The 26209-nt window shown below is 46.8% G+C and carries 20 protein-coding genes; 9 read left to right on the plus strand and 11 right to left on the minus strand.

The genetic code is table 11. From position 1 onward, the window contains the following. Positions 1-102 precede the first annotated feature (102 nt). The 4 genes from EIM92_RS18200 to EIM92_RS18215 form a co-directional block, all read right to left on the minus strand. Positions 103-792 (minus strand): thioredoxin domain-containing protein, encoded by a 690-nt coding sequence (locus EIM92_RS18200; protein WP_164515146.1) that lies wholly within the window; start codon positions 790-792, stop codon positions 103-105. A gap of 127 nt (positions 793-919) precedes the next feature. Next, positions 920-2164 (minus strand): bacillibactin exporter BcbE, encoded by a 1245-nt coding sequence (gene bcbE, locus EIM92_RS18205; protein ID WP_125084029.1) that lies wholly within the window; start codon positions 2162-2164, stop codon positions 920-922. 78 nt (positions 2165-2242) lie between these two features. Then, positions 2243-4585, minus strand: coding sequence for an RNA polymerase recycling motor HelD (gene helD / locus EIM92_RS18210; protein WP_211344385.1), 2343 nt, complete (start codon positions 4583-4585; stop codon positions 2243-2245). A gap of 214 nt (positions 4586-4799) precedes the next feature. Further along, entirely contained in the window at positions 4800-5834 is a 1035-nt protein-coding gene (locus tag EIM92_RS18215) for an FUSC family protein (protein ID WP_125084031.1), read from the minus strand. 160 nt (positions 5835-5994) lie between these two features. Here EIM92_RS18215 and EIM92_RS18220 point away from each other — a divergent pair, with 160 nt between their 5' ends. After that, entirely contained in the window at positions 5995-6519 is a 525-nt protein-coding gene (locus EIM92_RS18220) for a hypothetical protein (RefSeq protein ID WP_125084032.1), read from the plus strand. A 145-nt stretch (positions 6520-6664) separates the two neighbouring features. Here the strand turns inward: EIM92_RS18220 and EIM92_RS18225 are convergent, their stop codons facing one another. Both EIM92_RS18225 and EIM92_RS18230 read right to left on the minus strand, forming a co-directional pair. After that, on the minus strand, positions 6665-7735 hold the full coding sequence (locus EIM92_RS18225; RefSeq protein WP_125084033.1) for an AI-2E family transporter: 1071 nt from the start codon (positions 7733-7735) through the stop codon (positions 6665-6667). Between the two features lie 209 nt (positions 7736-7944). Then, positions 7945-9030: a lactonase family protein gene (locus EIM92_RS18230; protein WP_125084034.1), complete on the minus strand. Its 1086-nt coding sequence runs from the start codon at positions 9028-9030 to the stop codon at positions 7945-7947. 175 nt (positions 9031-9205) lie between these two features. On the opposite strand from EIM92_RS18230, the gene EIM92_RS18235 reads away from it, so the two are divergent. Continuing rightward, positions 9206-9559 (plus strand): LytTR family transcriptional regulator DNA-binding domain-containing protein, encoded by a 354-nt coding sequence (locus EIM92_RS18235; RefSeq protein WP_125084035.1) that lies wholly within the window; start codon positions 9206-9208, stop codon positions 9557-9559. A gap of 133 nt (positions 9560-9692) precedes the next feature. Here EIM92_RS18235 and EIM92_RS18240 read toward each other — a convergent pair whose 3' ends face one another. Next, positions 9693-10694 carry an aldose 1-epimerase gene (locus EIM92_RS18240; protein ID WP_125084036.1) on the minus strand — a complete coding sequence of 334 codons (1002 nt, stop codon included), beginning with the start codon at positions 10692-10694 and terminating at the stop codon, positions 9693-9695. Between the two features lie 63 nt (positions 10695-10757). Beyond that, positions 10758-12020, minus strand: coding sequence for an MFS transporter (locus EIM92_RS18245; RefSeq protein WP_125084037.1), 1263 nt, complete (start codon positions 12018-12020; stop codon positions 10758-10760). Positions 12021-12241: 221 nt separating this feature from the next. Between EIM92_RS18245 and EIM92_RS18250 the strand changes: the two genes are divergently transcribed. From EIM92_RS18250 to EIM92_RS18265, 4 genes are all read left to right on the plus strand, one after another. After that, complete coding sequence (locus tag EIM92_RS18250; RefSeq protein ID WP_125084038.1) at positions 12242-13120, plus strand: molecular chaperone DnaJ; 879 nt, start codon at positions 12242-12244, stop codon at positions 13118-13120. A 129-nt stretch (positions 13121-13249) separates the two neighbouring features. Beyond that, positions 13250-14308 (plus strand): LacI family DNA-binding transcriptional regulator, encoded by a 1059-nt coding sequence (locus tag EIM92_RS18255; RefSeq protein WP_125084039.1) that lies wholly within the window; start codon positions 13250-13252, stop codon positions 14306-14308. Positions 14309-14400: 92 nt separating this feature from the next. Then, complete coding sequence (locus tag EIM92_RS18260; protein WP_125084040.1) at positions 14401-16836, plus strand: glycoside hydrolase family 94 protein; 2436 nt, start codon at positions 14401-14403, stop codon at positions 16834-16836. A 270-nt stretch (positions 16837-17106) separates the two neighbouring features. Then, the gene (locus EIM92_RS18265) at positions 17107-18357 is read left to right on the plus strand and encodes a methyl-accepting chemotaxis protein (protein ID WP_125084041.1); all 1251 of its coding nucleotides are present in this window, start codon (positions 17107-17109) and stop codon (positions 18355-18357) included. 137 nt (positions 18358-18494) lie between these two features. On the opposite strand, the gene EIM92_RS18270 is transcribed toward EIM92_RS18265, so the two are convergent. The 3 genes from EIM92_RS18270 to EIM92_RS18280 form a co-directional block, all read right to left on the minus strand. After that, positions 18495-20690 carry an alpha-galactosidase gene (locus tag EIM92_RS18270; protein ID WP_125084042.1) on the minus strand — a complete coding sequence of 732 codons (2196 nt, stop codon included), beginning with the start codon at positions 20688-20690 and terminating at the stop codon, positions 18495-18497. A gap of 104 nt (positions 20691-20794) precedes the next feature. Next, entirely contained in the window at positions 20795-21901 is a 1107-nt protein-coding gene (locus EIM92_RS18275) for a DUF4349 domain-containing protein (protein ID WP_125084043.1), read from the minus strand. A gap of 145 nt (positions 21902-22046) precedes the next feature. Next, positions 22047-22364, minus strand: coding sequence for a hypothetical protein (locus tag EIM92_RS18280; protein WP_211344386.1), 318 nt, complete (start codon positions 22362-22364; stop codon positions 22047-22049). A gap of 1050 nt (positions 22365-23414) precedes the next feature. On the opposite strand from EIM92_RS18280, the gene EIM92_RS18285 reads away from it, so the two are divergent. Genes EIM92_RS18285 through EIM92_RS18295 form a run of 3 tightly spaced genes read left to right on the plus strand, consistent with a single transcriptional unit; the run spans position 23415 to position 26202 of the window. Further along, positions 23415-24413, plus strand: coding sequence for a FecCD family ABC transporter permease (locus EIM92_RS18285; protein WP_246021038.1), 999 nt, complete (start codon positions 23415-23417; stop codon positions 24411-24413). Next, a complete protein-coding gene (locus EIM92_RS18290) occupies positions 24410-25207 on the plus strand; it encodes an ABC transporter ATP-binding protein (RefSeq protein WP_164515147.1) in 798 nt (265 codons plus the stop codon). Before EIM92_RS18285 ends, EIM92_RS18290 begins: the two co-directional genes overlap by 4 nt. A 44-nt stretch (positions 25208-25251) precedes the next feature. Then, positions 25252-26202: an ABC transporter substrate-binding protein gene (locus EIM92_RS18295; protein WP_125084046.1), complete on the plus strand. Its 951-nt coding sequence runs from the start codon at positions 25252-25254 to the stop codon at positions 26200-26202. Positions 26203-26209: the final 7 nt, after the last annotated feature.

A 26209-nucleotide genomic window follows, 5' to 3' on the forward strand; every position in this document is an offset into this window, starting at 1 on the left:
GTCTATTATGTAAAGCCTGTTTTGATAAGAATCACGCTTACATCATACCAAAATATACAGTAAAAAAGAACAGCAAGTCCTTTACGGACTTGCTGATCCAGGCTATGGATTCTCAATACCCTCAATCGCCGCTTGAATACCGGCAAATGAAGCATCTTCGACCTCTATTCCATTAACGAACACCGTCGGCGTTCCTCGGACTTGGTAATGCTCCACGATCATAAGATCCTTTTTTACATTGGCACTATAAGTCTGGTTGTCCAATTCACGCTCAAACTTCTCTATATCCGCTTCCGGGATATGGGTGCGCACTAAATCAAGAATAAAGGCTTTCGTTGCCCAGGTGTCATCCTTTTTCCCCTGAAATTCGCTCATTTTATGATGATAAGTCCAAAAATACTCCTGGTTTTGCTGATACAGCGTCTCCCCCGCTAACGCCGCCAAGTTGGAGTCCGGTGCAAGAAAAGGATAGTCCACATAATAAAACACAGCCTTGCCTGTATCCAAATATTCCCGCTTCAGCTCGGGAAGTACTTCCTCATTCCACCTTTTGCAGGCCGGACACTTGTAATCAGAAAATTCAACAATAGTGATCGGAGCATCCTTGTTACCGATATAAGGCTGCTCCGCCTCGTTAAATCCTTCCAAGTCCAACTGAACCGTGACCTGATCAAAATCGGGAAATTCCGCTTCCGCTGTTTTGCCAGGCATGCTGCAAGCTACAACTCCTAGCGCAAGCAATGCAGTCACTGCCAACGTTACAAGGCCGAGCTTCTGATTATGCTTTTTCACTTCTGTTCCTCCCATCAACATCAATTTTATACTTGATTCCTTGATTATAAAGGGCGGAACTAGAAAAAAATAGGACAAATATAACACAAATGCCATCTAATCTGTTTTTTTGTGAAATTTAGACAATTTAAGATTCATGAGCTGGACGCACGGTCTTTTTGACTCTTCCCTTGCCTTGATCCGATTCTGGTTTGACCATGATTAACAGTAGAATAACGGCGGCGAGCGACACACCGGCGATTACAAAAAACAACGTCATATGCCCTGCTTTAATCAGTAACGATACGACCGGGGGGCCTAACGACACGCCGATAAATCGCATACTTCCATAAATAGAGGTGATTGTTCCACGCAAAGATTTCTCAATGCCTTCGGTAATCAAAGCATCCGAACTAGGCAGAACGATACCAATCCCCGCGCCGCATACGATCAAGCAAGCAATAACAAAATATATGTTGTTAAAAAAGCCAATGCCAAAAAGAGCTCCCGTGGACATGACTAAACCAACAACCCCGCACCATTTCATCAGTTTTTTGTTATTGCCGATTTTTTTACCCGTAAAATAAGCAGCAAGACATAGAGCAGCGAGTGGAATAGCCAGGACCAACCCCTTCAACACGCCGTCAAGACCATGCTTGCTCTCCAATTGTTCAGATAAATAGAAAAGTACGCCAAACAATAGAAACATGCAAATACAACCGATTGCAAAAATAGCGTATAGCCAGCGGCCCTTTTCTTGAAACACTTTTTTCACCGAACTCCAAAATTCCCCAAACGGCTTCGCCTTTTCCTTTCGCTTCGGCTCCTTCACCATAAATATGACGAGCAGCAACGAAATAAGACACAAAACGGGAATTGCCAGAAAAGGCACATACCAGAGCCATGCGCCAAGAAGAGCACCCAAGATCGGACTTAGCACTTTACCAAATGTGTTGGATGTTTCGATGATTCCCAGGCTATGACTGACTTCCTCATCATCGTCGAACATGTCGCCGACAAGCGGAAGGACGATGGGGAATGCTCCGGCAGCTCCGATTCCCTGCAGCAGGCGCCCAGACAGTATGATCCAATATACCGCCGCCCCCTCTGCAAACCAGCTTGCCGCCCCGGAAACCGCCCCACCGACACCAGCTATGATCAAGCTCGGGATAATGATCATTTTCCTGCCGAACTTGTCCGATAAATAACCAGCAATCGGTATAAGCAGGATGGCGACCACCGCGTAGACCGTGATAAGCATGCTGACCTGGAGGGACGTAACATGCAGCTCACGTGAAATTTGGGGTAATATCGGAATGAGCATTGAATTCCCAAGTGTCATAATTAATGGTATGGAAGCAAGAGCGAATAAATCCCCTTTTTTGTCATCCATCATTCGGCCACCTTTCACCACAGCATCTATTACACTAGTGTGGTTGAAAAGTGAAAATATACTCCGCTATTTCCTGTCTTAAGATCGGGTATAGGTGTGTGGCTCACTCTCGTTCACAAAACGGCTTGGTTCCCCAATCGTGTAAATATGCAGCAGATGCATCGCTCTCGTACATGCCGTATAGAATAATTTGCGTTCTGCCTCTCTCGTATAGTTATCATTTGAGCCATCGTAGATAAGGACAGCGTCGAACTCCACACCCTTCGCCAGGTAGGCTGGAATGATATGAATCCCCTTCTCGAAGGACATCGTGGTTTTCTTAATCAGCTTGACAGGCAAGTCATTCGTTAGCATCCCATATACCTGCTCACTCTGCTCGGCCGTCTTGCAAATAACCGCAATCGTCTCATACCCGGCTGTCCGTAAAGCGGACAGATCCCGCTTAATTTCAGAGTGCAATGTCTCCCGATCCGCGAATACTCTAACAAGCGGCTTCTCGCCTTCACGATTAAAAGGGATTATATCTTCTCCTCCGGCAATCATCCCTTTCGTAAATTCAACGATTTGCCGCGTCGAACGGTAGCTCTGCTTCAATACAATAAGCTCGCTTTCCTCTGTTCCATATAAGTCAGTCAGGGTCGCAGACTGCTGTAACACGGAGGCATGGGCATAAATCGCTTGGTTCAAATCGCCGAGCGCCGTCATTCGCGCACGCGGAAACAGCCGCTTAAGGAAGAACAATTGAAACGGCGAATAATCCTGAGCTTCATCAATGATCACATGGCGAATATCTGTATTCGAACGGAAGCCCAGCACCAGCTCCTTTAGATATAGAAACGGGGTGGCGTCTTCATAAAACATTTCGCCTGCCCGAATTTTTTCCACAGTCTGCCGGCCGATGGCGCTCCAATCCTCAGGAAGCGCTTCAAACCCTAGTTCAGCTGCCATGTTGACGTCACTAAATAGCTGTGTATACAGCTTAGTGATATCGACGAAGCGTAAAGCCTTTACCCAACGGCGCAAAGGTTTCAATCGATCGCTCACAACCATGCGGCCGAGAATTTCCTTCTCATCCTCATAATCGTTGAACGAAGCCCCAGCTCCCCGTTGTTTACGGCGCATGCGCTGGTATGCCCGCTGATAATCCTCCGCATCGAGAAGCTGGATCTGCTCCTCGACCCACGGTGCGTCCAACTCGCTTTTTCCAAAAGCAGAAATTTCCTTCAGCAGCCAATCCTTTAACAATTCGCAACGGTTCGCCAAGGTAATAGCGGAATCATAACTATAAAATTGGCGAGAGATTTCCTCGGCGTCCACCACGGTCTTGCCTTGAAAACGAATCGGACGAAACTTCATGCCCTTCTTTTCCAACCAACGCTTATATCGATTTACCGCCTCAAGATATAAAGGGGAAGATTTATAACGAATTCCGCTAATGCGATGGGCGTAATCCTCATCCTCCGTACCCGTTAGAACATATTCGATTTGCACGAATGGATCCTCAAGCTGGAATTCTCGGCCTAAACGATGCTCCAAATATTCTTGAAACGTCGTCTGTTGCATATTCTCCTCGCCAAGCTCCGGGAGTACGGTAGAGACATAGCTATTGAACATCGGATTGGGCGAGAACAAAATCATCTGATCCGCGTTCAAATGCTCACGATGCTTATATAGCAAATAAGCAACTCGCTGAAGTGCTGCCGAAGTCTTCCCACTCCCCGCCGCGCCTTGAACAATCAGCATCCGGCTGTGATCGTTGCGTATAATTCGGTTCTGTTCCTTTTGGATCGTAGCCACAATGCTCTTCATTTGCGCATCCGAGCTTCGGCTGAGCACCTGCTGGAGCATCTCATCGCCGATCGTAACTCCCGTATCGAACATCAGCTTAATAATGCGCCCATGAATAACGAACTGGCGTTTAAGCGACATCGTTCCCTCAATCATCCCCGAAGGTGTCATATAAGAGGCTGGACCAGGTACACCGTCATAATACAAATTGGAGATCGGTGCGCGCCAATCATATACAAGGAACTCCTCATCTCCTTCTGCCAGCAAGGAGGCGATTCCCAAATAAATCGATTCCTTCTCCCCACCATCCTCGGCGAAATCGATGCGACCGAAATACGGAGATTGCTGGAGCCGTTTCATTTTCCCTAAAGCTACAGAAGCATGCCGATGACTTCTCTCCCGGTCATTCAGAACCTGCGATTGCTGCCGTAAGCTGGTGGAGGTTTCACCAACATCGTCGGCTTCGCTGAAGTTGACAGTGACTTCATCCCAAAAATCCCTGCGCATGCCGACAACATCCTCACGTACAACGCTTACTTCCTGTTCAAGACCACGAATACGCTTCTCAATTTGATCGGCAACAATTTCAACACGAAGCTGCTCTTCCTGCCAATCTTTATCCGTACTATTCAATGATGATCGCCCCTCTACATTTACTTCGACTATTTCTGCGCTGTCCCTTAGCGCCTCACCACTTGACATATGTAATGATTTGTGATAATATTAAAAAAGGACTTCTCAATACACCTTATTATATACAGTCCATTTTTCATTTTAACCATTTTTTATTACAATTTCAACAGTCCCCTGTCCGCATGGATGGAGGGACTGTTTTTTATAGATCATCCTACTTGTCATGTAAATGCGAAGCTGGCATATCGGAATGATCAGCAAGCCGATTTAAACGCTGCAGTTGGTGACCATATTCATAAATTTTCGCCGAAACGATAGATAATCGAAGTATTCCCTCCCGCTGCCCGGCAAAACGATCTAGCATGCTTCGCTGAAACCTGTCATTTTCCCGCTCGTACCATTCCGTCTCCCGAGCATTAGGCTTCAGCTTGCCCTCAAACTTCAGCATGATATGCTCATGAAATTTGATTAGTTTCTCTAAATGCATATCAAACTCCTCATTGACTTCCTGCGGGCGAGACGCCTGAAAATAATACTGTTCAATGGCATCCAACACCTCATAACCTTTGCGGAGCGTCCGCAATATTTGCTTATATACGACCAATTGGCGGCTGTTGCTAAACTTAGGCTTTTTTAATTTTTTCTGATCTTCTTCCATCATCTTATAAGTATCTCGGATAGAATTAATCATTTCTTCCAGTTCCCGCTTCTGATTGCGGAATACACTTTCTTTCATTTCACTTGAAATTGCCGTACGAAGCAGAATGGATAATTGGTCGAACGTCTTCTTTGTCTGATTCTCATATTGAACCCTTGGTTTAGGGGGGTATACGACGATATTTATGACGAAAGCGGAGATGATCCCTACTAAAATCAACGTAAACCGGGTAAGCGCAAATTCCCACTGTCCGGATGCCTCCATGACTGCAACGACCGTAACGAGTGTCACGCCGATCGTCTCGCCCATCTTTAAGCGAATACAAATCATAATTACGAGTATGCACATTAGGCCAACCGCGATCGGTTCATTCGAGAATATTGCGCCTCCCGCCATGGCGAGTACGGCACCAAGGGTATTCGTCTGCAGTTGGTCCAGCAAGTATCTCCATGAGCGATAGATCGACGGCTGCATCGCAAAGATAGCCGCTACTGCCGCGATTACAGGTGATGATAAATCAAACCAGAAGACTACATAAAGTGCTAGTGTTACTGCAATTCCGGTTTTGAGCATTCTGGCTCCAAACGTCACAAATATTCACTCCTGTTCCCCATGTCTATCCTTACCTCTTTTTTACCCAAATACCGGGCTAATTTAATTTTTAGTTCATTTTAGATAACCTTTGTCTTTTTGGTCAAAACTATAAGAGAGAAACATCCAATCATTCTAAACGATGAGGTGAAAAATGTCTATGAGAGAACAGTTTCGAAAAACGGTGAAGAAAAATATATTGGCTGCCGTTATAGCCATTGGCGCATATGGAGCAGCATCCGGGGTCCTGCTGGCCAATGATATGGAAATGACACCCCTTATGGTTTTACCCGATGAAGCGAAGGAGAGGCAGCTACATCCCCATCATCACGAAGGACATTTCCGAGGCGGACATATTGTAATAGATACCGCTGAGCTGCTGAATACAGAGCCAAAGATGCTTGTAGAGGAGTTAAAACAAGGTAAGTCACTACTGCAGGTCGTTCAAGCTCGTAAAGGCTGGAGCGAAGCAGAATATGTGCAGAAACTAATCGTTGTCGTCACAAAACATATCGACAAGGCTGCTGCTGAAGGAAAGTTTAGCAAAGAAAAGGCCGAAACGATGAAAATAGAACTCCCCCTCAAACTCAAAAAAGTCGTCAACCGCACTTGGAAGAGTCCAAGTAAAGGTCATCCAGTTACTGACTATCGCAACAATACAATTCAACAGCGGATGCCTGAATAAACTCTATGCTTTACAAACCTGTATATAGATTATGACATCTGAAATAAAGAAGAACCTCGCTTGTAGTACAAGCGAGGTTCTTCGAATACAACAGCTGTCCAGCCAATCAGCAGTTCTTAAGCCCAGGTCAGGGGGCTCAATCATCCTACCCTTTAACTGCTGCTTTCTTCTTTTTCTTGGGCTTCACTGTTAGCCCACTGACCGGAACTTCAAGAATATCGAGAAGGAAAATAAAGACCGGCACACCGACGATTAGTCCCCATACCCCGAAAAAATGCTCCGAGACTAATAGAATCATAAATGTATAGAAAATAGGCAAATGCGTCTTGTTAGACATGAATTTCGGATTAAGGAAGTATGCTTCGAACGCGTGGACTACCGCGATCATAACCAGAACGTATACGATTTTAATCAATCCGCCTATTTTAAATGCAATCGCACATAACGGAATGAGTGAAATAATAACGCCCATTACCGGAACCAGTCCGAGCAAAAAGATCATAATTCCAATCGCGATCAGGTTTGGGAATCCGAAGATCCAAAGAAAGATCGTAGACAAGATCGCATTTACGGTAGCTATTAGAAATTGAACCTCGATTACTTTACCAAAGGAAGTAACGAATTTATTACCGAAATACTCAAGCTCGTTAAACAGAAATGCTGCCCGGCTCTCTTTGAATTTCGCGGTAAAATTCGTAACCTTCTCCTTTTCCAACAGGAAGAATAAGCTTAGGATGATTGCAATGAATAAATTCAAGCTCCATTTTCCAATATCCGAGACGGTTTTAAGCAAGAAATTAAAGCCGTTGCCTACGTACTTCGATAGATCGATTTCCTTCAAAGAGTCGACTAGAAAATTCAACAGCACATTATCCGGCAAATTCGTCGGAGGATTATCATAGAACGAAATCACCTGATTGACTAAGTCATTGAATTCTTCCAGAAATACAGGCAGATAATAATATACCGTAGTAACAAGTAAGGTCAGTATAATAGTATATATGAGCAGTATCGTAATGCTACGGTTAATCTTTACGATCTTATCAACATTGCGTGTAATGAAATTATGTAAGCGATTGATGAGATAGGTCAGTATAAAGGTGATCAGCAACATGTTCAACATGCTTCGTGAAAAATAGAGGATCAAGATGACGAATAACAAAGCAAGAAACCTGCGGAAGCCCGCGATTTGAAATAGCTCTTTAAAAAAAGTCATTATAAGCGACCTGCTCCTTTAATTCAAACTAACTAACGGTATATAGGCAATTACAGATTTAGGTCTAAATCTAATCTATTTCCTTAGGTTTATCTTAAGGCAGTATATAGGTGAAAGCAAGTCAGCGAAGATTGTTTTTTACTAAAATTACGGTAAAACGCAAAGAGTCCTGCCAATAAACAAGCTGGGCAGGACTATAGATATGATTGTTATAGTTGAAATAATACAGGCTGTACGCACACGGGCTTCGAGATTTGTGCGGTATGCCCCGTGAAATTCAATTTACCGGTAGCCGAATCTACGCGGAATACGGCTAAATTGTCCGAGTCGCGGTTAGCCACAATGAGATACTCCCCTGTTGGTGTCAGTGCGAAATGGCGCGGATGCCCGCCTTCGCTCGAGGTATGCTGAACCAGGCTCAATTTGCCGTTGGTTTGATCGATGGCAAAGACAACGATACTGTCATGGCCCCGGTTGGAGCCGTAAAGATACTTCCCGTCACGGGAAATAGCAACCTCGGCCGTCGTATTCTCTCCCTTAAAATCCTCTGGCAAGGTCGGCACCGAATCAATCACGGAAAGCGTTCCAGCTTCTGGATCAAATGTGTACAACGTAAGCGAGGAGTTCACTTCATTGATCGAATACAGCCATTTGCCGTTCGGGTGAAATGCGAGATGACGAGGACCTGCAGCGGCTTCCGTCTGCATTTCACTGTGATAGACCAGCTGGTCGCGCTCTGCATCCAGGCGATAAACAAACACTTTATCCAGCCCTAAATCAGCAACGAGAACATAGCGGCTATCCGCCGTGAACAACGCAGAGTGCGGATGCGGTCGATCTTGCCGCACAGGATCTGCGCCCTGGCCTTCGTGCTGACGCTCATCGACTTGACGGTCTACAAGTCCATCGTCCTGCAAACGAACTAATCCTACGTTGCCGCCGTGATAGCCGGATACGACAACATAACGGCTCTGGGGTTCAAGCTCGATATGAGAGGTCGATGGCTGCAGGGTAAATGCCCGATTCAATTCCTCCAGGCTTCCCGCCGCAGGGTCGATGGCAAAGCTTACTGTCTCGCCGATACGTCCCCCGTTTTGCGTTGTCGTTTCTGAGATGGCATACAGCTTCCTGCGCTCTTTATCGACCTTAAGGAAAGTCGGATTTTTAAGCCCAGATGCTTCGCTTAAGCGCGTTAGCTCCCCTGTGGATGGGTTCATCTCTACCACATATACTCCGGAATCAGCGGCTTCGGCATAAGAGCCTATGTATAACAGCAGTCGTTGTTGTTCTGACACTCTGGTCACTCCTTCTCTATAATATCTTGTCTTCTATTCTTCCGTACTTTCTGCCAAATGTCCAGTCCGGCAAAGGATGGAAATATTTTAAATTTAATCTGAACACTACACAAAACTCGAAAAATATGTTATACTGCAAGCGCTTCCACAACATCATCTAAAGGGGGATTTTGGAATGATGAATGTCGGACTTGAGGAAAAGAACGTCTACGAGGCCCTCGATCCACATGACGCTTATTTCTTCAAAGTAGGAGGTCACGGCTTAGTTTGTTTTCATGGCAGAAACTACAGTATAAAAAAGAGACTATCTGCTGATCAAACCTCAAAACTAATTTCGGACTCCTCATTTTACCGCGTAAGCACCAACTGTTACGTCAACTTGCGTAAGGTTACGGAAATCCAGGACAATGTCCTGCTGTTCAGGGATCAAGTTCATGGCATCAAAACGATTAATGTACCAAGAAGAAACTTGGAGCAGATCAAGCGCCTCTTGCCTGAACGCAGCAAGAGTGTAGCAGAAGTCGGCTAATCTGCCGCATTCGATCGTACCCAAGCAAAAAGCAGCCTGATGCTCCGCATTGACGGAGATCAGCGCTGCTTTTTGTATGTCTGGCTTAAGCTAGCTATTGATCGCTACTAGGCTAACTTTGCATGCTTTCATGCTATTTTGATGGCTTTAAGTAAAATCTAGCAGTCTCCTCCCAAATTTCACCCGGTGCCAAGCTGAACAACCCAATTTCATCCGCAGGCAAATTCACATGCGGCGCATTCACCAAGTTAATTTGCGGTTCCGGACAGAAAAATCCTTCCGTCCCCCCATTGTTCCAAATCATCCATTGCTTGTAGGATGTTCCTACATCATAAACTAGCGTTAGACCCAACTTGGAATCGGTCAGTTCCATACGATTACGGCCGTTTTGCGGCAGAGCCGTATAGTGGTTATCCAATGAAGTAAAGTAAGGGTACACTCCTTCGCTCTTCATCGCTTCTTCCTCTACAGTTAACGGCTGATACTTCCCAGTCGGCAGCATCCGTTCATTCAGCTCCCATCGCTCGCCGATCGTGAACTTCATTCGATAATCACTGGCCTGGCTGCCACTTGCGAACGGGGCGTTTACAGCGGTATGGAAGGCCAAGAGACAAGGCATCTCTCCTTCACCGTCGTTGCGAACGAACACATGCTGTGCCAATCCATGCTCACTCAGCGTATATTTCAAGCGCACCGTAAATTTGAACGGCAGGAAACGATAGACCTCATGCGCTTCATCCACACTAACCTTTACGCTCACATAGCTCTCCTGTTCCGTGTTGCCGAACTCTTCCACCTGCCATGGTATCGTATGTAAGAAGCCATGCAGATGGTTTCCCGTAGCCTCCTCATTAACCGGAAACTGATATGTCGTCCCTTTCCATGGAAACTTTCCATCTTCATAACGGTTTGGCGGGAAAAGTACAGGAATTCCATACACGCCCGGATTGCTGCGGAACTCATCCATCTCGGTCTGGGCTGGCTCTCGCAAGAAGCGGAAACCGCTTACGTTATCCCGAAAAGCAATCAGATTACCGCCAACATTCGGCACCAGCGCTGCTTCATATTTACCAGCCTGCAGCCATACGGCCTTCTCGCCTTGATAAGTACCTTCATAAGCTCTAAATTGCGTCATTTGAATAATCTCCCTTCACTAGTAACAAGTTTAAGTATAGTATCTATCAAACTTGGCACTGCATCAAACATCTCGCAGTATGCGCCTACCCAACACGAGCGCTAGTACAATCATCGCCGAGCCAACAACAAGCTGCATCCCGAATACTTGAGCCCATTTCGCCCAATCCGCAATCCATTCATAGACCTTGCCACCAAGAAGGGGGCCAAAAAATGCGGCAACACCTGTAATCGCCGAATACATCGCCATATACATCGGACGTTCGCTTTTCGGGGTGTCTCCAATCATGAAATTGAATGCTAGTTGGTTGAAGCCCCCGACACCAATCCCGAACAGCATATGGGCGGAGAACAATACCGGCAGCTGGGGAAATGCGGAGAGCAAGCCCCAGGATAAGATTGAAGCCGCGATGATTGGCAACGTCCAAAACAGCAGACGTCTGTTGCTATACCTCGCATTCAAGTTCCCCCATATGTAGAAACTCCCCATCATCGTAAGGGTTTGGGAAACGCTCAGCAAGGAAATCGTTTGGTAATTAATTTTCAATAGCTCCAGCATAACATATGAATATAAGGGCACAACCAGGTTTTGCAAAAACAAAAAACTGGCCAAGAACAAAGTGGCTTTAATAAATGAGCTGTCCTGGAGCGGCTTGCGCAACATAGGTAAGAACTTGCTCTCCACAGAGCGCTCGAACGTAACATCCGGATAGAACATAAAAGTAATAATATTAGCTAACGCACATACCCACACAATAATATACAAATACAGGAAACCTTGGCTTTCTGGAAAACGATCCAGGAGCATTCCGCCGATGAACATCGTCAGCGTTCCAAGCGCATTCAGGAAAGTATTCCTGATGCCGAAATAACGACCCCTTACACGAGCTGGTACGATGTCGCTAATGAGTGAGTTCCATAACATAGCCCCAACCGTATTAAACAGGAATGCCGCTACATAAAATGCTATAAATGCACTGACCCAATACTGCTGAGGAAATAGAAATGGGACAAGCCCGGTAAACGCCCATAAAATCCGGTGCAATGAAATAAATAACACGAGTGCCCATTTTCGGCTTGTCAGCCGCTGAATGAGAAAAGCCACAGCGATTTGAGCAATATTCACAAAGGTCGTAATCGCCAGTACAAACCCCAATTGGCCAGATGTAGCTCCCAAATACAGCAAATACCCGGTTAAGAACTGCCCGCCCAGCAAAGTATGGAAGATGACGGACGGTACACCTTCCCAGGTCGCAATAGCCAGATTTCTACGCTGCAGAGACGTTTTTCGCCGTGTGTACAATTTCAGTTTAATGATGTCCCTCATGATGACACTCCTTCTAGTTCCTAATCCTCACTCGTGGAACCACTTCATGTCTATTCTGTTAAGTCCGGATTCGCGCCAAATCAATTATTCGGCAAATCACTCCTTTATGTCGTGGTAACAGCAAAATTTCCATTCGTTCTAAATTAACAGTATAATAAATACGTGGGTTTCTTTCCATACACTTTCTATACATAATGAGAAGAAACAGAGGAGATTTTGGCATGGACGAATTGAAAAAAGCATATGAACAGCTGGGCCTTCCCGAGAACGCTTCCAGAGAAGAAGTTGAACAAGCTTTTGATTTGGTGCTGCGCAAGTCCCGTTCTCGCAAAGGAGTAGACGAAGCAGACGATTATGAACGCTCGCTGCAATCTTATAAGCTCATCACTGAACATGAGGATCAACGTAAAATTGAACAAATGAGTCAGGAAAGATACGCCAAATGGGGAAAATTCGCAGGCACTGCGGAGAAAATCGACGACTTCTTCCGAATTTACAGAACCCGAGTCATTATCGGCATCATCGCGATCATCGTACTTATATTTGGAATCAACGCCTTTGTGGATTATCGTGCAGAGCAAAAACGTATCGCCGCACTGCCCCCTCTTGATCTATCCGTCTTAATAATTGGCAACTTCGCAGTCGATGAGATGAATAATGGTGAAGAAGCACTCAAGCAAGCGATATTGGCACAATTTCCGGAATGGAATCGGGTAGATTTGCAAATCGTCTACGTACCTGAGCAGGGTGAGATGGTATACCGACAAAAGGCGATGGCTGTCATTGCAACAGAGAAGCCTGATTTATATATTATCGACAGATCAACTTTCGACTGGATCTCTGGAGGCGGCGGCTTTAAAAATCTCCAGGAAGAGAGCAATAGTGTGCTAAGCTCTGTCCTTCCTGACCATGCTGCACTGCGTGCTCAGGCAGAGGAAGATCCTGAACCCCAGGTATATGCTGTCGATCTGACAGCCAGTGAACTTGCAGATCAGCTTCCGCTTGCAAAGAAGGAAATGATCGCTGCATTAGGCTGGAACGAAGAAAGATACGACAACACCCTTCTGTTTATTAAGCGTTACTTGGAAAATATGAATTAAATGAATGATACGAGCACGAAGCGATTTCACCGCTTCGTGCTTTTTTAGCGCACTTTTTGCGATTGATTTATCTCTGGGCTTCAATTATGATATGGTTATAAACGCGCGTTTACAGAAAGAGTGATTAGCATGCGCAGCGAAGATATCGCTAAGTTGGCCGGGGTGTCACGCAGTACCGTATCCCGCGTCATCAACAATTATCCTAACGTCCCGGAGGCTACCCGGGCCAAAGTTCTTCAAGTCATTGAGCAGCACCATTACGAGCCGAACAGCTTTGCCCGTGCACTAGCCGGCAAGCGGACGGACACGATCGGACTGTTCGCGATCAGCATGAGTGAAAAGCAGGATGCTCGGCGCATATACCAGAACAGCTACTTTGCGCCGATCGTCGATCTCGTGGTCGACACAGCCAACGCCAAGGGATTTTACGTGCTGATCCACACGGTATACTCACGCAGTGATTTTCAGAAGGTCAAACAGGCATTCCAGCAGAAGCGAATAGACGGCGGGATTCTCGTGGGTACCCAAAAAGATATCGAACTCGTACGTGAAATGGTCGGACAAGGCGCACCTCTCGTTCTAATCGATTATGACATTGCGGAAATTACTGCTGAACGCCTCGACAAAAACCATTTAGCTATCATTAACTCGATGGATTATGAGGGTACGGTTGAAGCTATGGAATATCTGATTGGACTAGGCCATAAGCATATCGGCATCATCCAAGGACGACTGAATACTTATTCCGGTCGTGAGCGCTATATGGCATATGAAAATACGCTGAGGAGGCATCATCTGCCGATTCCAGAAAGCAGCATCCTTCAAGGTGACTTCCTGAAGGATCAAGCCTACACCGCGGTAATGAACCTGCTCGATTCCGGCAAAGAACTGCCCTCGGCCCTATTCTGTTCCAATGATGATATGGCAATCTCAGCCATGGAAGCCTTTACAGAACGCGGCATATCTGTTCCCAACGATCTGTCCATCGTCGGCTTTGACGATGCGCAGCTTGCCTCTCGCGTCAATCCCAAGCTGACCTCGGTCAGCCTGCCGATCGAAGAGATGTCCAAAGCCGCTGTGGACACTATCATTCGTCTTTGCAACGGGGAACAGACGGGTTTCAGCACGCTAAGCTTTCCTACAAGACTGGTGATTAGAGATTCTTGCAAACCGAGGCCAGCGCAGTAGCCAAATTAAAGGATCACAGGGTTCTCTCCCATGGAGAGATTCCCTTTGCACCAAAATAAACGCGCGTTCACAAGCGAAAGGAGCTAATAAATATGAAATTCGGAAAGTTTGACGATCAACGCAAGGAATATGTCATTAACACCCCAAAGACTCCTTATCCCTGGATCAACTACCTTGGCAACGAGGAATTTTTCGGTCTGATCTCCAATACGGCTGGGGGATATACATTTTACCGTGATGCCCGGCTACGCCGGATTACCCGCTATCGCTACAATAACATTCCGATAGATACAGGTGGACGATATTACTATCTGTACGATAATGGAGATTTCTGGACGCCGGGTTGGATGCCGGTCAAACGAGAGCTCGATTTCTATGAATGCCGCCATGGCCTTGGTTATACCTCCATTACCGGGGAGCGAAACGGCATCTCGGTTACACAGCTAGCGTTCATTCCGCTCGGATATCAAGGCGAGGTACATCGTTTAACCGTTAAAAATACCGGCAGCGAGACTAAAACCGTCTCCCTGTTCTCCTTTGCCGAGTTCTGCCTCTGGAATGCACAGGATGATATGACGAACTTCCAACGCAATCTTAGCACAGGTGAAGTCGAAGTGCAGGATTCCGTCATTTATCATAAGACCGAATACCGTGAGCGCAGAAATCATTACGCCTTCTATTCCGTCAACCGCCGCATCGACGGCTTTGATACAGATCGTGAATCTTTTGTAGGCCTATATAACGGCCTTCATGAACCACAGGCCGTCGTCTCCGGCAAGGCAACGAATTCAGTGGCCAGCGGCTGGTCCCCGATCGGTTCCCATGAAGTGAAACTGACTTTGGCTCCGGGTGAGGAGCAGAGCCTTATCTTCATTCTTGGTTATGTCGAGAACGAAGAGGATGATAAATGGGAAGCGCCTGGCATCATCAACAAAAAGCGTGCTCTTGCGATGATCGAACAGTTTGCCACCGATGAGGATGTAGAGCGTGCCATGCAGGAGCTTGCTTCCTACTGGGATGGCCTGCTGTCCAAGTATCAAATCCAAAGCGATGACGACAAACTAAACCGGATGGTCAATATTTGGAACCCGTATCAATGTATGGTTACGTTCAACATGTCACGCTCCGCATCGTATTTCGAATCTGGCATCGGACGTGGCATGGGCTTCCGCGATTCGAACCAGGATTTGCTCGGCTTCGTTCATCAAATTCCGGAGAGAGCTCGAGAGCGAATTCTCGATATCGCAGCTACCCAATTTGAAGACGGTAGCGCCTATCACCAGTATCAGCCGCTTACAAAGAAAGGTAATAATGAAATCGGCAGCGGCTTCAACGATGATCCGCTATGGCTGATCCTGGGAACGTCCGCTTACATCAAAGAAACCGGGGACATGAGTATCCTCGATGAGCAGGTTCCGTTCGATAGCAACCCCGACAATACAGCAACTCTGTTTGAGCATTTGAAACGTTCCTACTATCATGTTATTAACAATCTCGGCCCTCACGGTTTGCCATTGATCGGCCGTGCCGACTGGAACGACTGCCTCAATCTGAACTGCTTCTCCAAGGAACCGGGCGAGTCGTTCCAGACGACGGCCAATATTGAAGGACGCGTGGCGGAATCCGTCTTTATCGCCGGACTGTTCGTCTTTGTCGCTCCAGATTATGTGAAGCTATGCCGTCTGCGCGGCTTGGAGGAGGAAGCTGCTGAGGCTGAAGCCCATATGGAAGCCATGCGCAAAACAACGATAGAGCATGGGTTTGACGGCGACTGGTTCCTGCGTGCCTATGATCATTACGGCGAGAAGATCGGCAGCAAGGAGAACGAAGAAGGTCAAATTTTCATTGAGCCGCAAGGGATTTGCGTCATGGCGGGCATCGGAGTTGAGGAAGGGCTTGCCCAAAAGGCGATGACCTCCGTAGAAGAGCGACTCGATACAAAATACGGCATCGTTCTGCAGCAACCGCCGTATTCCAAGTACTACCTAAACCTGGGCGAGATTTCGTCTTATCCTCCGGGCTATAAAGAAAACGCCGGTATTTTCTGCCATAACAACCCTTGGATTATGATTGCCGAAACAGTGCTTGGCAACGGGGATCGTGCCTTCGAGGTATACTCCAAGATTGCTCCAGCTTACTTGGAGGATATTAGTGATATTCACCGGACGGAGCCTTACGTATACTCGCAAATGATCGCGGGTAAAGACGCGGTTAACCACGGGGAAGCCAAAAACTCCTGGCTGACAGGAACAGCAGCTTGGAACTATGTGGCGATTACACAAGCTATTTTGGGCATTCAGCCTGAGTTTGACGGCTTGAAAATTGATCCGTGCATTCCAACCTCCTGGAACGGATTAAGTGTGACCCGCGTATTCCGCGGCGATACGTTTGAAATTTCCATCAAGAATCCAAGCCATGTCTCCAAAGGCGTCAAGAGCATCACGGTAGACGGCAGGGCTATTGAAGGCAACATTATCGCTCCAATCGGCGACGGCCGCACGCATCAGGTCGAGGTTGTGCTTGGCTAAGCTTGCAGTTCTTATTAAATATTAACAATAATATGCCGCCCCCTATCCTTGGACAGGAAATGGAGGGCGGCTGCTTTCTTATGGCTAATAAAGATTAAGAACCGAGCTGCCCTATTCAGCAACAACAAATCACACGATGTTAAACTGTAAACATTTAGTTCGAATTATCTAAGTAATCTCTATGATCTCACAAAATCGTTGTACCCGCTTGGCCTTTCGAATGATATAATGGGATAAACATCCTATTTATTTAAGGAGGGTATCATTCTTATGTCATGGTTCAACAGACTTCCCCTCGGAGGAAAAATATCAGCAGCATGTTATTCCATCGCCGCCCTATTCGGATTTCCAACACTGATTACTTTCATTCTACAGGGCCACTTATTGACGGGGATCGTCTTGGTTGTCGTTCTGGGCGCACTTACTATCCCTCTTACTCGCCTCGTACAGAAAGCGCTTACGGAGTCGTTTGATGACATTTCAAATGCCTCGGCTAAAATTGCCAAGGGAGACTTCACAAGCCGTCTCCATGAATCAGGGAGCATGGATAGCTTAAGCCGTTCTTTCAACAGCATGGTCGAGAGGTTGCGGAAAATTTTGCAAGAGACTTCTGACATTACTCGTAAAGTCATGGATTCCAGCCGGGCGATTTCGGACAGAAACGAAGAACTAATCCATGTCATGGGCCAGGTAGCCCAGTCTTCCAATGAACTAGCGATTGGAGCCAATGAAATTTCCGAGGATGTAAGCGAAATGACTGATTCCATCCGGCAGATTGAAGAAAAAGTTAGCAACTACACCGACTCTACCAAAGCAATGAATGAGCGTTCCATCGAAACGCTGGAACTCGTCGAGCAAGGCCGGGATTCCGTATCCAGACAAGCGGATGGGATGCTCCGCAACATTGAAGCTACGCAGAAGGTAGCGGAGTCGATCAATGCGCTTGCTATTAATGCACAAGGCATCACCCGTATTACGGCGACAATCTCGGAGATCGCCGAGCAAACTAATCTGCTGTCACTGAACGCTTCGATCGAAGCAGCCAGAGCCGGGGAGCATGGAGCTGGCTTTGCCGTGGTTGCCCATGAGGTGCGCAAGCTGGCGGAAGAATCTACCGCTTCCACCAAAGAGGTATTCAACCTCGTACGCGGCATCGAGAACGACGTAAAGCTGGCCGGACAGAATATTAGAATTAACGAAGAAGTTGTTCAGCAACAAAATCTAATGATTCGGGAAGCCGAACAAATATTTCAACAAATCGTTCAGAGTGTTCATTACATTTCCGAGCAAATCGCCGCCTTCTCCAAAGAAAGCGAGAATATGCTGGAAAGCGCTCACCACATTTCCCAATCGATCCAGAACATATCAGCAATTACGCAGCAGTCCGCTGCAGGTACGGAACAGGTATCGGCTTCCATGAATGAGCAAATTCAGTCCATTCAGAAAATGGCGGAGGAGACGGAAGCGATGAAAAATGCCGTTTTCCAACTCCAAAAAACGATACATATTTTTAAATTCTAATTGCTGTTTTTACTTATTAACCAAATTTGAAGAAATGAATTTAAGAGAAATTGTTTGCTAAATTGCCCTAGTCTGGGCAGTGAAAACGATGAAGCCATGGTCAAAATGACCATGGCTTCTCTTGATTTCGATTAATTCTACTGAGAAACGGCTTTGAGGTGCACGACTCTACTCTCGAAATCGCCTCGAATAGAAGTGATCGGCAATCCAGCCGACATGAGCCTGTCACCGCCATAAACGGTACCCGTATCCCCCAGCTCGTAATCCAGCATCGGATCAAGACCTTCCAGCTTTACCCGTTTCAATGGTCCATTTGGCTCATTAAGCACATGGAAATAGAACAGCAGCGCTTCCCTACGATCCTCGCTGACAAACATCCAGGATGTCTCATTGCCTTCAAAAGGACTTAACAAGCGATACAAATCCCCCTGCTGGACTAATCCGCGAAACTTCTTATAGCTTGCAATCTGAGCCTTCGCTATCTCTACTTCCTCTGGGGTAAACGTCGTTAGATCAAGCTCATAGCCAAAGTTCCCAGACATCGCCACATCCCCGCGGAATTGCAATGAAGTTATGCGACCGACCTGGTGGTTCGGTACAGCGGAAATATGTGCCCCCATGGTGGATATCGGGTAAACAATACTCGTGCCGTATTGGATTTTCAAGCGCTCCACCCCATCAGTGTCGTCGCTCGTCCAGGTTTGCGGCATATAATAAAGCATTCCTGGATCGAAACGCCCCCCGCCTCCAGAGCAGCTCTCGAACAAGATATGTGGGAACTCGCTCGTCAAGCGTTCCATCAACTCATATAAACCCAGCATATAACGGTGAGCCGTTTCCGCTTGCCGATCAGCAGAGCTAAGGGCAGTTCCGATCTCCGTCATGTTGCGGTTCATGTCCCATTTAATATATGAAATCGGCACATTCGCAAAAATATCGCTTAACCGCTCATATAAGTATTCTCTAACATCCGCTCTGGACATGTCGAGAATAAGCTGATCGCGCGCCTCGGTTCGGCGATGATTCGGAACATGCAAGCACCAGTCCGGGTGGCTGCGATATAAATCACTATCCGGCGAGATCATCTCAGGCTCAAACCATAACCCAAATTGCAAGCCGGTTTGCTTAACCCGCTCCGCGAGATCCTTCAAGCCATCCGGTAGCTTACGCCGATCCTCAACCCAGTCGCCAAGGGAGCAGTTGTCAGAATCCCGCTTGCCGAACCAGCCGTCATCCAGCACGAACAGTTCAATACCAAGCTCTCCGCCCTTCTTGGCAATCGCCTCGATCTTGTCAGCGTTGAAATCAAAATATGTTGCCTCCCAGTTATTGACGAGAATCGGACGTTCCTTATCGCGATGCACACCACGGCACAATCTTGTACGGTATAGCTTATGGAACGTACGGGACATGCCTCCAAGACCTTCGGCCGAATAGACCATAACCGCCTCCGGTGTCTGGAAAGACTCTCCTGGTTCGAGCTTCCAAGAGAAATCAAACGGATTAATCCCCATTGAAACGCGGGTCGTGCCGAATTGGTCCACTTCAGCTTCCGCCACGAAATTACCGCTATAAATCAAGCTGAAGCCGTATACCTCGCCCTGCCGTTCGTTGGCATCGGGACGAAGCAGCGCTAGAAATGGATTGAATTGGTGCGAGCTGGCTCCTCTGCGGCTGTTAATTCCCGTAATCCCCGGAGCAAGTGCTCTTCGTTGAATATGACGTTCCCGTGCCCAAGCTCCAGATAAATACAGAGCATCATAACGGTCATCAGGAAGGTCGATTGAAGTGCTTAATGCCCTTTCCAACTTCATAGGCGCTGCCGCCTCGTTCGAGAGCTTGGCCGATCTTGCAATGGCGCTGAACTGCTCAAATACTGTATAATACAGCGTCACGCTTAGACCTGCATTGGCATCATGGAGCACCAGCTCCAGCGTCTCCGCTTCGCTCTCCTGCTCAGTATAAGTCGCTGGCAGCCCTTCCAGAGCCGGTTTACCAGCTACGATGCGATGGGAGTGATAGACCAGCTCGGTAACACGAGTTCCATCAGACAACTCAACCTGGTAAGCCGGGTTTCTAAAATCGCTTGTACCATACTGCGGGTATTCCTGCGGCAAAGTATCCAGCGAGATCGTCTTGTCGTCCGGAAAAGGGTTAGGGCAGAACGAGGAGCGCTCCACCCTGTACAGCAGATCGTCCAAATTACTTCCCTGACGAAGCTTAGGGCCAAAATATACATGTGCCGGCAAGCCCCGCACGAGTTGAATGACATAACTGGTTTGATGCGATTGTAAATGAAAAATACCTGATCCTTCATCATAATAAATAGGCATTCCATATCCTCCTATCAATAGCTGATACCATGTATTCTACTATGTTCGGCTTGTTACGTAACGTCAGTAAAGTGATATTCTATATGGAATTTTGTGTCCTAATTTTAGTTTGACGATGAGTCTGTGTCTTCTTTATGATCGTCATCAGACTTATTGGTCCGCTCCTTAGCCTGTTCTGGAGCGATGGTTTCGGCATGCGGATTGACTGTATTTTTGCGCTGAAGGCGATATTCTTTTACTTTAAGTATCCGCTTACGGTTCATGATCCAGATCGGTACGGCGATGATACCTAGGAGCAATAGAATCGGCAGGGCTCCGGACAAAATGACGACTAACCATTGAAAGACAGCTGCTATCGCTTGGAGGCTGTCGTTCAATGCATTCCATGCTCGCTTTCCGAGCGGCTCCGTTCCTTTTGCCGACGGGTTCACCTGGTTTACCTCCGGCTGATACAAGCGAATCTCGATCGTAGAATAGGCGACATTCTGATCAATATACCGCATCCGTCCCCTGATACGCTCAATTTCAGTCTGGATGCGCTCCAGCTCATTAGCGAACTCGACCATCTGACTGCTCTTCGTCGCTTCCTTCAGAAATTGCAGATATCTGGACTCCATAGCCTGTTTTACTTTAAGCCTTGACTCCAAATCGACATACTCCTCCGATACGTCCTGCCCCTGCATACCGCGCTGCATAGACTCATGCTCCAGCTTCTCCAGCCGATCCAAAAAGGATGAAAAACCGGAGGAGGGTACCTTGAGTATGATCGTCCCGCCTTGCTCGTGCTTCGACTGATTTTCCGTGAACTCTACAATGTAACCGCCTGACATAGCCACGAGATTTCTGATCTCCGACTGGGCATAGCCGTAGTCCTTAACCTCCATTACGACGTTCGCCCGATAGATCAATTTCTTATTCAGCCCGGCCGAAGTATCGAGCGTTTGAATACCCTGGCCTCCCCCAGCGGCTTCTATCACTTTGTTGTGCGAACTAGAAAGCTGCTCACTGCTGTCAGAAATCTTGTCCTGCTCGGTAGGTGCTGTCTCACTTAGATCCGTGGACACAGTCGAGGACTCCGCATTCATCGCAAAGCTGGTGTCTGACATGGTGTCGGCTGCTCCGCTGCTGTCACTCGCACTTCCGCACCCCCCAAGCACTAAAGATAACGCTATACCGGCAATACATAAAATAGATATCCATTTTTTCTTCATTATTATTACCCCCTTTGCCCTCTGGACGCTTCCATTGTCTGGATGGTTGCAGCAGCAGATAAAAATAATGAAAAATTAGAAGATAAAAAAGGCTCGAGCCTCAATGCCGAGCCGTTTCTTCCCCTTAGATGTATCTCATCTTAGCTTACTTATTCTTACCTTTACCACTAGTTCCCCCCGTTTCATATAAATCAAATTCATTCCAACTGCTCTTTATTTGTTCGATCTGCTTACGCATGCTCGTGCCTTCTAACTCAGCTACAAGTAAATATGTAATCCCCAATAATAATGCAATTGTGCTAAAAATGATAGGGCCGTTACCAATATAATTCAGCATGTCATTAAAATGATCCGTACTCCAGACAGGGGAGCTTGATCCATAAATCGCCGCAGCCAAATAACGCGTGCCGTACAGCAATGCAGCGATCATAATCAGAAGCATTCCTGTAGTCCTTCTATGCATGATTATTCACCCCAAGTATATGTATATAATGTCGGACATATGCATCATCTGTTGTCTATTGTCGAATTTTCTAGGTGTGCAGCTCCTTAAAAATCAGCGTGAATCGTCGCACCAAAACCTCCTTCGGGACTAAGCGATGCATGCCTATATCCTCATGTCACAATTTTACAAGCAGTCACTTACTTTATACAAGGGACTTAATTCACACTATGAGTTATGCTTTTTACACAAAATATAAGAAGGCAACGAGAAATATCCCGCTAACCTCCTATTTTAGCTGCAATTTTAACTAATTAAACCGCCAAATCTTCATCCGCTGCAGCCTCAGCGCGTTCAAGACAACGGAAACTGGGCTTAGCGCCATCGCAGCACGGCTACCCATGGTGCTAATAACCCAGACGCAGCAACTAAAAAGCTCAGCAAACTGTTGCTAAGCACTAAAAAAATGTCGAATATTGTTCAGCGTCTTGCCCCGTGCAACATAGTATGTACTATGACAACATCCCTCCCACATGGTATATATCAATCATTCATGTCTGCGAGATTTAGGGAACGATTAGCGGATAACAGTAAAGCCAAGATGAATATCGTTACACCTGTAAGCTTGACCTGCTTCTTAGCCCGTCTCCTCCTCATATTTTCTCCTCCTTCCCAAAACTCATCTCCTCTTCTAAACTCAGACGAAATCATGAAGCTATCATGAGAAATCCAAAAATGTTTCCTTAGGTAAAAAAATATAGCTATAATTAAAATAGTTTCAAAAAATCCATTTGTCAAGAAATAAATTCCAATTAATATAATTATTTCTTTTTAATCTTGACAAATAAAAAATCTTTTATTTATAAAAAGACTGTATATAACTCATGCATTTATGAAAAATCAGAGATTTACGATCTCTTTTTTGCCTAGGGAAACAATTTTGGTCTATACAAATAATTTTTCAAATATTATAATTATCTCTAATTTATTTATCGGGAGGCGAATAGAATTCTGGGTCATCTCACTGCTTACAGAAGAAAAATAAAATGGCAAACCATAACGCTACTCCTGTTGCTCATTACGCTTGGGTTAACTGCGATTGCAGCATGTGCGATTGGACCGATTAGCATTCCATTTCGAAAGACGATGGGAATTCTGCTGTCAGCCATGGGTTTCCCTTCATTTACTTCTTTTACAGATCGAGAACTGCTGGTCGTTACTGAAATGCGTTTGCCGCGAGTGCTTGCCGGAGGCTTAGTGGGGGCAGCTCTTGGGGTTTCCGGGGGCGCAATGCAAGGACTATTCCGTAATCCGCTCGTTGAGCCTGGTTATGTGGGGGTATCTAGCGGCGCTGCTTTAGGGGCGGTGTGTGCTTTATATTTTGGCTGGAATCAGTTCGGTTCATGGACACTTCCTCTGTCCGCTTTTCTAGGTGCAGCCCTCGCTGTCATGATCATTTTGGCCGTATGGCAGAAACATCGCCATAAATCCATCGCATTATTGCTGCTGCTTGGCATTGGAGTCAATGCTCTGCTATCTGCCGTGATCAATATGCTTGTGGCAAGTTCGAACAGCGAGCAGGAGCTGAGAAGCATTGTATTCTGGCTGCAGGGGGGGCTGGAAGCCCGAACATGGCATCATGTCCAACTGATTGCTCTACCCATTTTAGCGGGATGTGTGATTCTCTTTACATTCGGACGCGACCTTAACACCATGCTGCTCGGTGATGAGCAGTCAACTCACGCTGGCATTAATGTCGATAGAATGCGTCCGTTACTGCTTATCCTAATCTCCCTCATGACCGGATCGGCCGTAGCGATCAGCGGCATCATCGGCTTCGTAGGGCTTGTGGTTCCTCACGCCGTTCGTCTGGTTACCGGTCCGGACCACCGCTTTCTGCTTCCTGCGAGTGCCCTTGGAGGGGCGATTTTCTTAATCTGGGCCGATCTGGCCTCACGCATGATGCTTCAGCCTATCACTTTACAGGTCGGAGTAGTGTGCGCGCTTATCGGTGCTCCTTTATTCATTGCTCTAATTATGTCTTCTCGACGTGGAGGTGCTCTCAGGTGAACGTACTTGATTTTCGCGATGTTAGCATCTTGATTCAGAGGAAATCGATTCTACGAAACCTTTCCTTTGAAATCCCTAAAGGACAATTTGTCGGATTAATCGGCCCAAATGGCAGCGGAAAATCGACCCTGCTGCGTACGATGTCAGGATGGCTTCCGCGAGCTAAAGGGAGAATCAGCCTTTTCGGACAACCTTTGGAGAGCTATAAACGAAGAGATATTGCTCGTCTGGTTAGTTTTGTGCCCCAAGATACCGTGGTGGATTTCGACTTTTCTGTAAGGGATATTGTCATGATGGGTAGACACCCTTACATGTCCCGCTTTAAAGAGGCGACTCGCGAGGATTTGCTCGCTGCCAAGCGGGCTATGTCCACAACGGAAATTTCCCATCTGGCTAATCGCGCTGTAACAAGCCTGTCCGGCGGTCAGCGGCAAATGACGTTCATCGCCAAAGCATTGGCCCAAACCCCAAAGCTGCTGCTGCTTGACGAGCCGATCTCGGCGCTGGATATCCGGCATCAATTACACACGCTGGAGCTTGTCCGGCAGCTGACTTCTGACGGACTCACCGCCGTCGCCGCTCTTCATGATCTTAATTTGGCGGCGCGATACTGTGATCTACTGATTCTGCTCCATCAAGGGCAGATTCACGGCGTCGGCCTGCCCAAGGATGTACTTACTCCGTCGTCAATATTGGAGGTGTACGAAGTGCATGTTGAGCTCCAGCAAGATCCGTGGTTAGGCAGCTTATCGATAACTACGATCAACACAGAGGAACATTTTCACAATAGTTAGCTTCGATCCAAACAACTATATTTTTAATTGGAGGAGTATAAATTATGAATCTTATCAGGCTTACAAAGGTCTGGAATGTTATGATCATTATACTCGCAGCTGCTATCATTTGCGGATGCAGTAAACAGGCTGAGTCCAGCGGATTAACCAAGCAAGCAGCAAATTCCGCCATGAATCCCGACAAACCTATGCGGATTGCTGCTCTATCGCTCGATGCAGCAGAGGCAGTTCTGGAGCTCACCGATCCCTTGCGAGTCGCTGTATTGACACGCAGCGCCGCCGATCCTGATCTAGCTTTCAATGCCGACAAGGTATCCGAGGAGATCATTCAAATTGCCGGTGCCACCTCCCTTGATCCGGAAAAGATCATGTCCTATAATGCAGATTTACTCATAATGACCAAAGGGCATGAACAGGAAAAAGAGGCTGCGCAAATACTAGAGCAAGCTGGTGTTCCATTAATAAGCCTCGATATATGGGATACGTTCGAGAAGATGGAAGCGAACTACCATGTCCTAGGTCAAGCCCTTGGTGAAGAGGAAACCGCTGAGCAGATTACCTTTGAAATAAATAATAAATTAGAAGCAGCTCATCAGGCCGTTGCCGGAAAGGAACAGCCCTCGGTACTCGTAATTTCCCCCGTCGGCCCGGGGACTGGTCCCTTTCTGATCGGTTCATCCAACATTTCGTACGACATCGTAAGCCATGCCGGAGGGAATCATTTAGCCGATGAGCTATCACTCACCCGGTCAGCCAAAGCTTCTATGGAAGCTCTCCTCAAAACAGATCCCGATTATATTATCCTGCTACAATGGAGGCTGGGTGACGATTCAGATTTAGAAGAACTGACAGAGGCTGCTGGCTGGTCAACGCTCACAGCGGTGCAAAGCAACCGGGTACATACGATGTCCGTGAAGCAATTGCTGTATCCAAACCGTTATAACGCTGATACCGTCATTGAGCTCGCTCGCCTATTCCATCCAGATGCCTTCTAAATATCTT

Source organism: Paenibacillus lentus (genome assembly GCF_003931855.1).
Taxonomy (GTDB): domain Bacteria; phylum Bacillota; class Bacilli; order Paenibacillales; family Paenibacillaceae; genus Fontibacillus; species Fontibacillus lentus.

Coding starts and splice junctions, on each gene's coding strand:
- EIM92_RS18280 (WP_211344386.1), bottom strand. CDS start 22,364: ATGCATAGAAGGACTACAGGAATGCTTCTGATTATGATCGCTGCATTG.
- EIM92_RS18220 (WP_125084032.1), top strand. CDS start 5,995: ATGAGAGAACAGTTTCGAAAAACGGTGAAGAAAAATATATTGGCTGCC.
- EIM92_RS18295 (WP_125084046.1), top strand. CDS start 25,252: ATGAATCTTATCAGGCTTACAAAGGTCTGGAATGTTATGATCATTATA.
- EIM92_RS18270 (WP_125084042.1), bottom strand. CDS start 20,690: ATGCCTATTTATTATGATGAAGGATCAGGTATTTTTCATTTACAATCG.
- EIM92_RS18260 (WP_125084040.1), top strand. CDS start 14,401: ATGAAATTCGGAAAGTTTGACGATCAACGCAAGGAATATGTCATTAAC.
- EIM92_RS18235 (WP_125084035.1), top strand. CDS start 9,206: ATGATGAATGTCGGACTTGAGGAAAAGAACGTCTACGAGGCCCTCGAT.
- EIM92_RS18250 (WP_125084038.1), top strand. CDS start 12,242: ATGGACGAATTGAAAAAAGCATATGAACAGCTGGGCCTTCCCGAGAAC.
- EIM92_RS18225 (WP_125084033.1), bottom strand. CDS start 7,735: ATGACTTTTTTTAAAGAGCTATTTCAAATCGCGGGCTTCCGCAGGTTT.
- bcbE (WP_125084029.1), bottom strand. CDS start 2,164: ATGGATGACAAAAAAGGGGATTTATTCGCTCTTGCTTCCATACCATTA.
- EIM92_RS18275 (WP_125084043.1), bottom strand. CDS start 21,901: ATGAAGAAAAAATGGATATCTATTTTATGTATTGCCGGTATAGCGTTA.
- EIM92_RS18265 (WP_125084041.1), top strand. CDS start 17,107: ATGTCATGGTTCAACAGACTTCCCCTCGGAGGAAAAATATCAGCAGCA.
- EIM92_RS18240 (WP_125084036.1), bottom strand. CDS start 10,694: ATGACGCAATTTAGAGCTTATGAAGGTACTTATCAAGGCGAGAAGGCC.
- EIM92_RS18255 (WP_125084039.1), top strand. CDS start 13,250: ATGCGCAGCGAAGATATCGCTAAGTTGGCCGGGGTGTCACGCAGTACC.
- EIM92_RS18245 (WP_125084037.1), bottom strand. CDS start 12,020: ATGAGGGACATCATTAAACTGAAATTGTACACACGGCGAAAAACGTCT.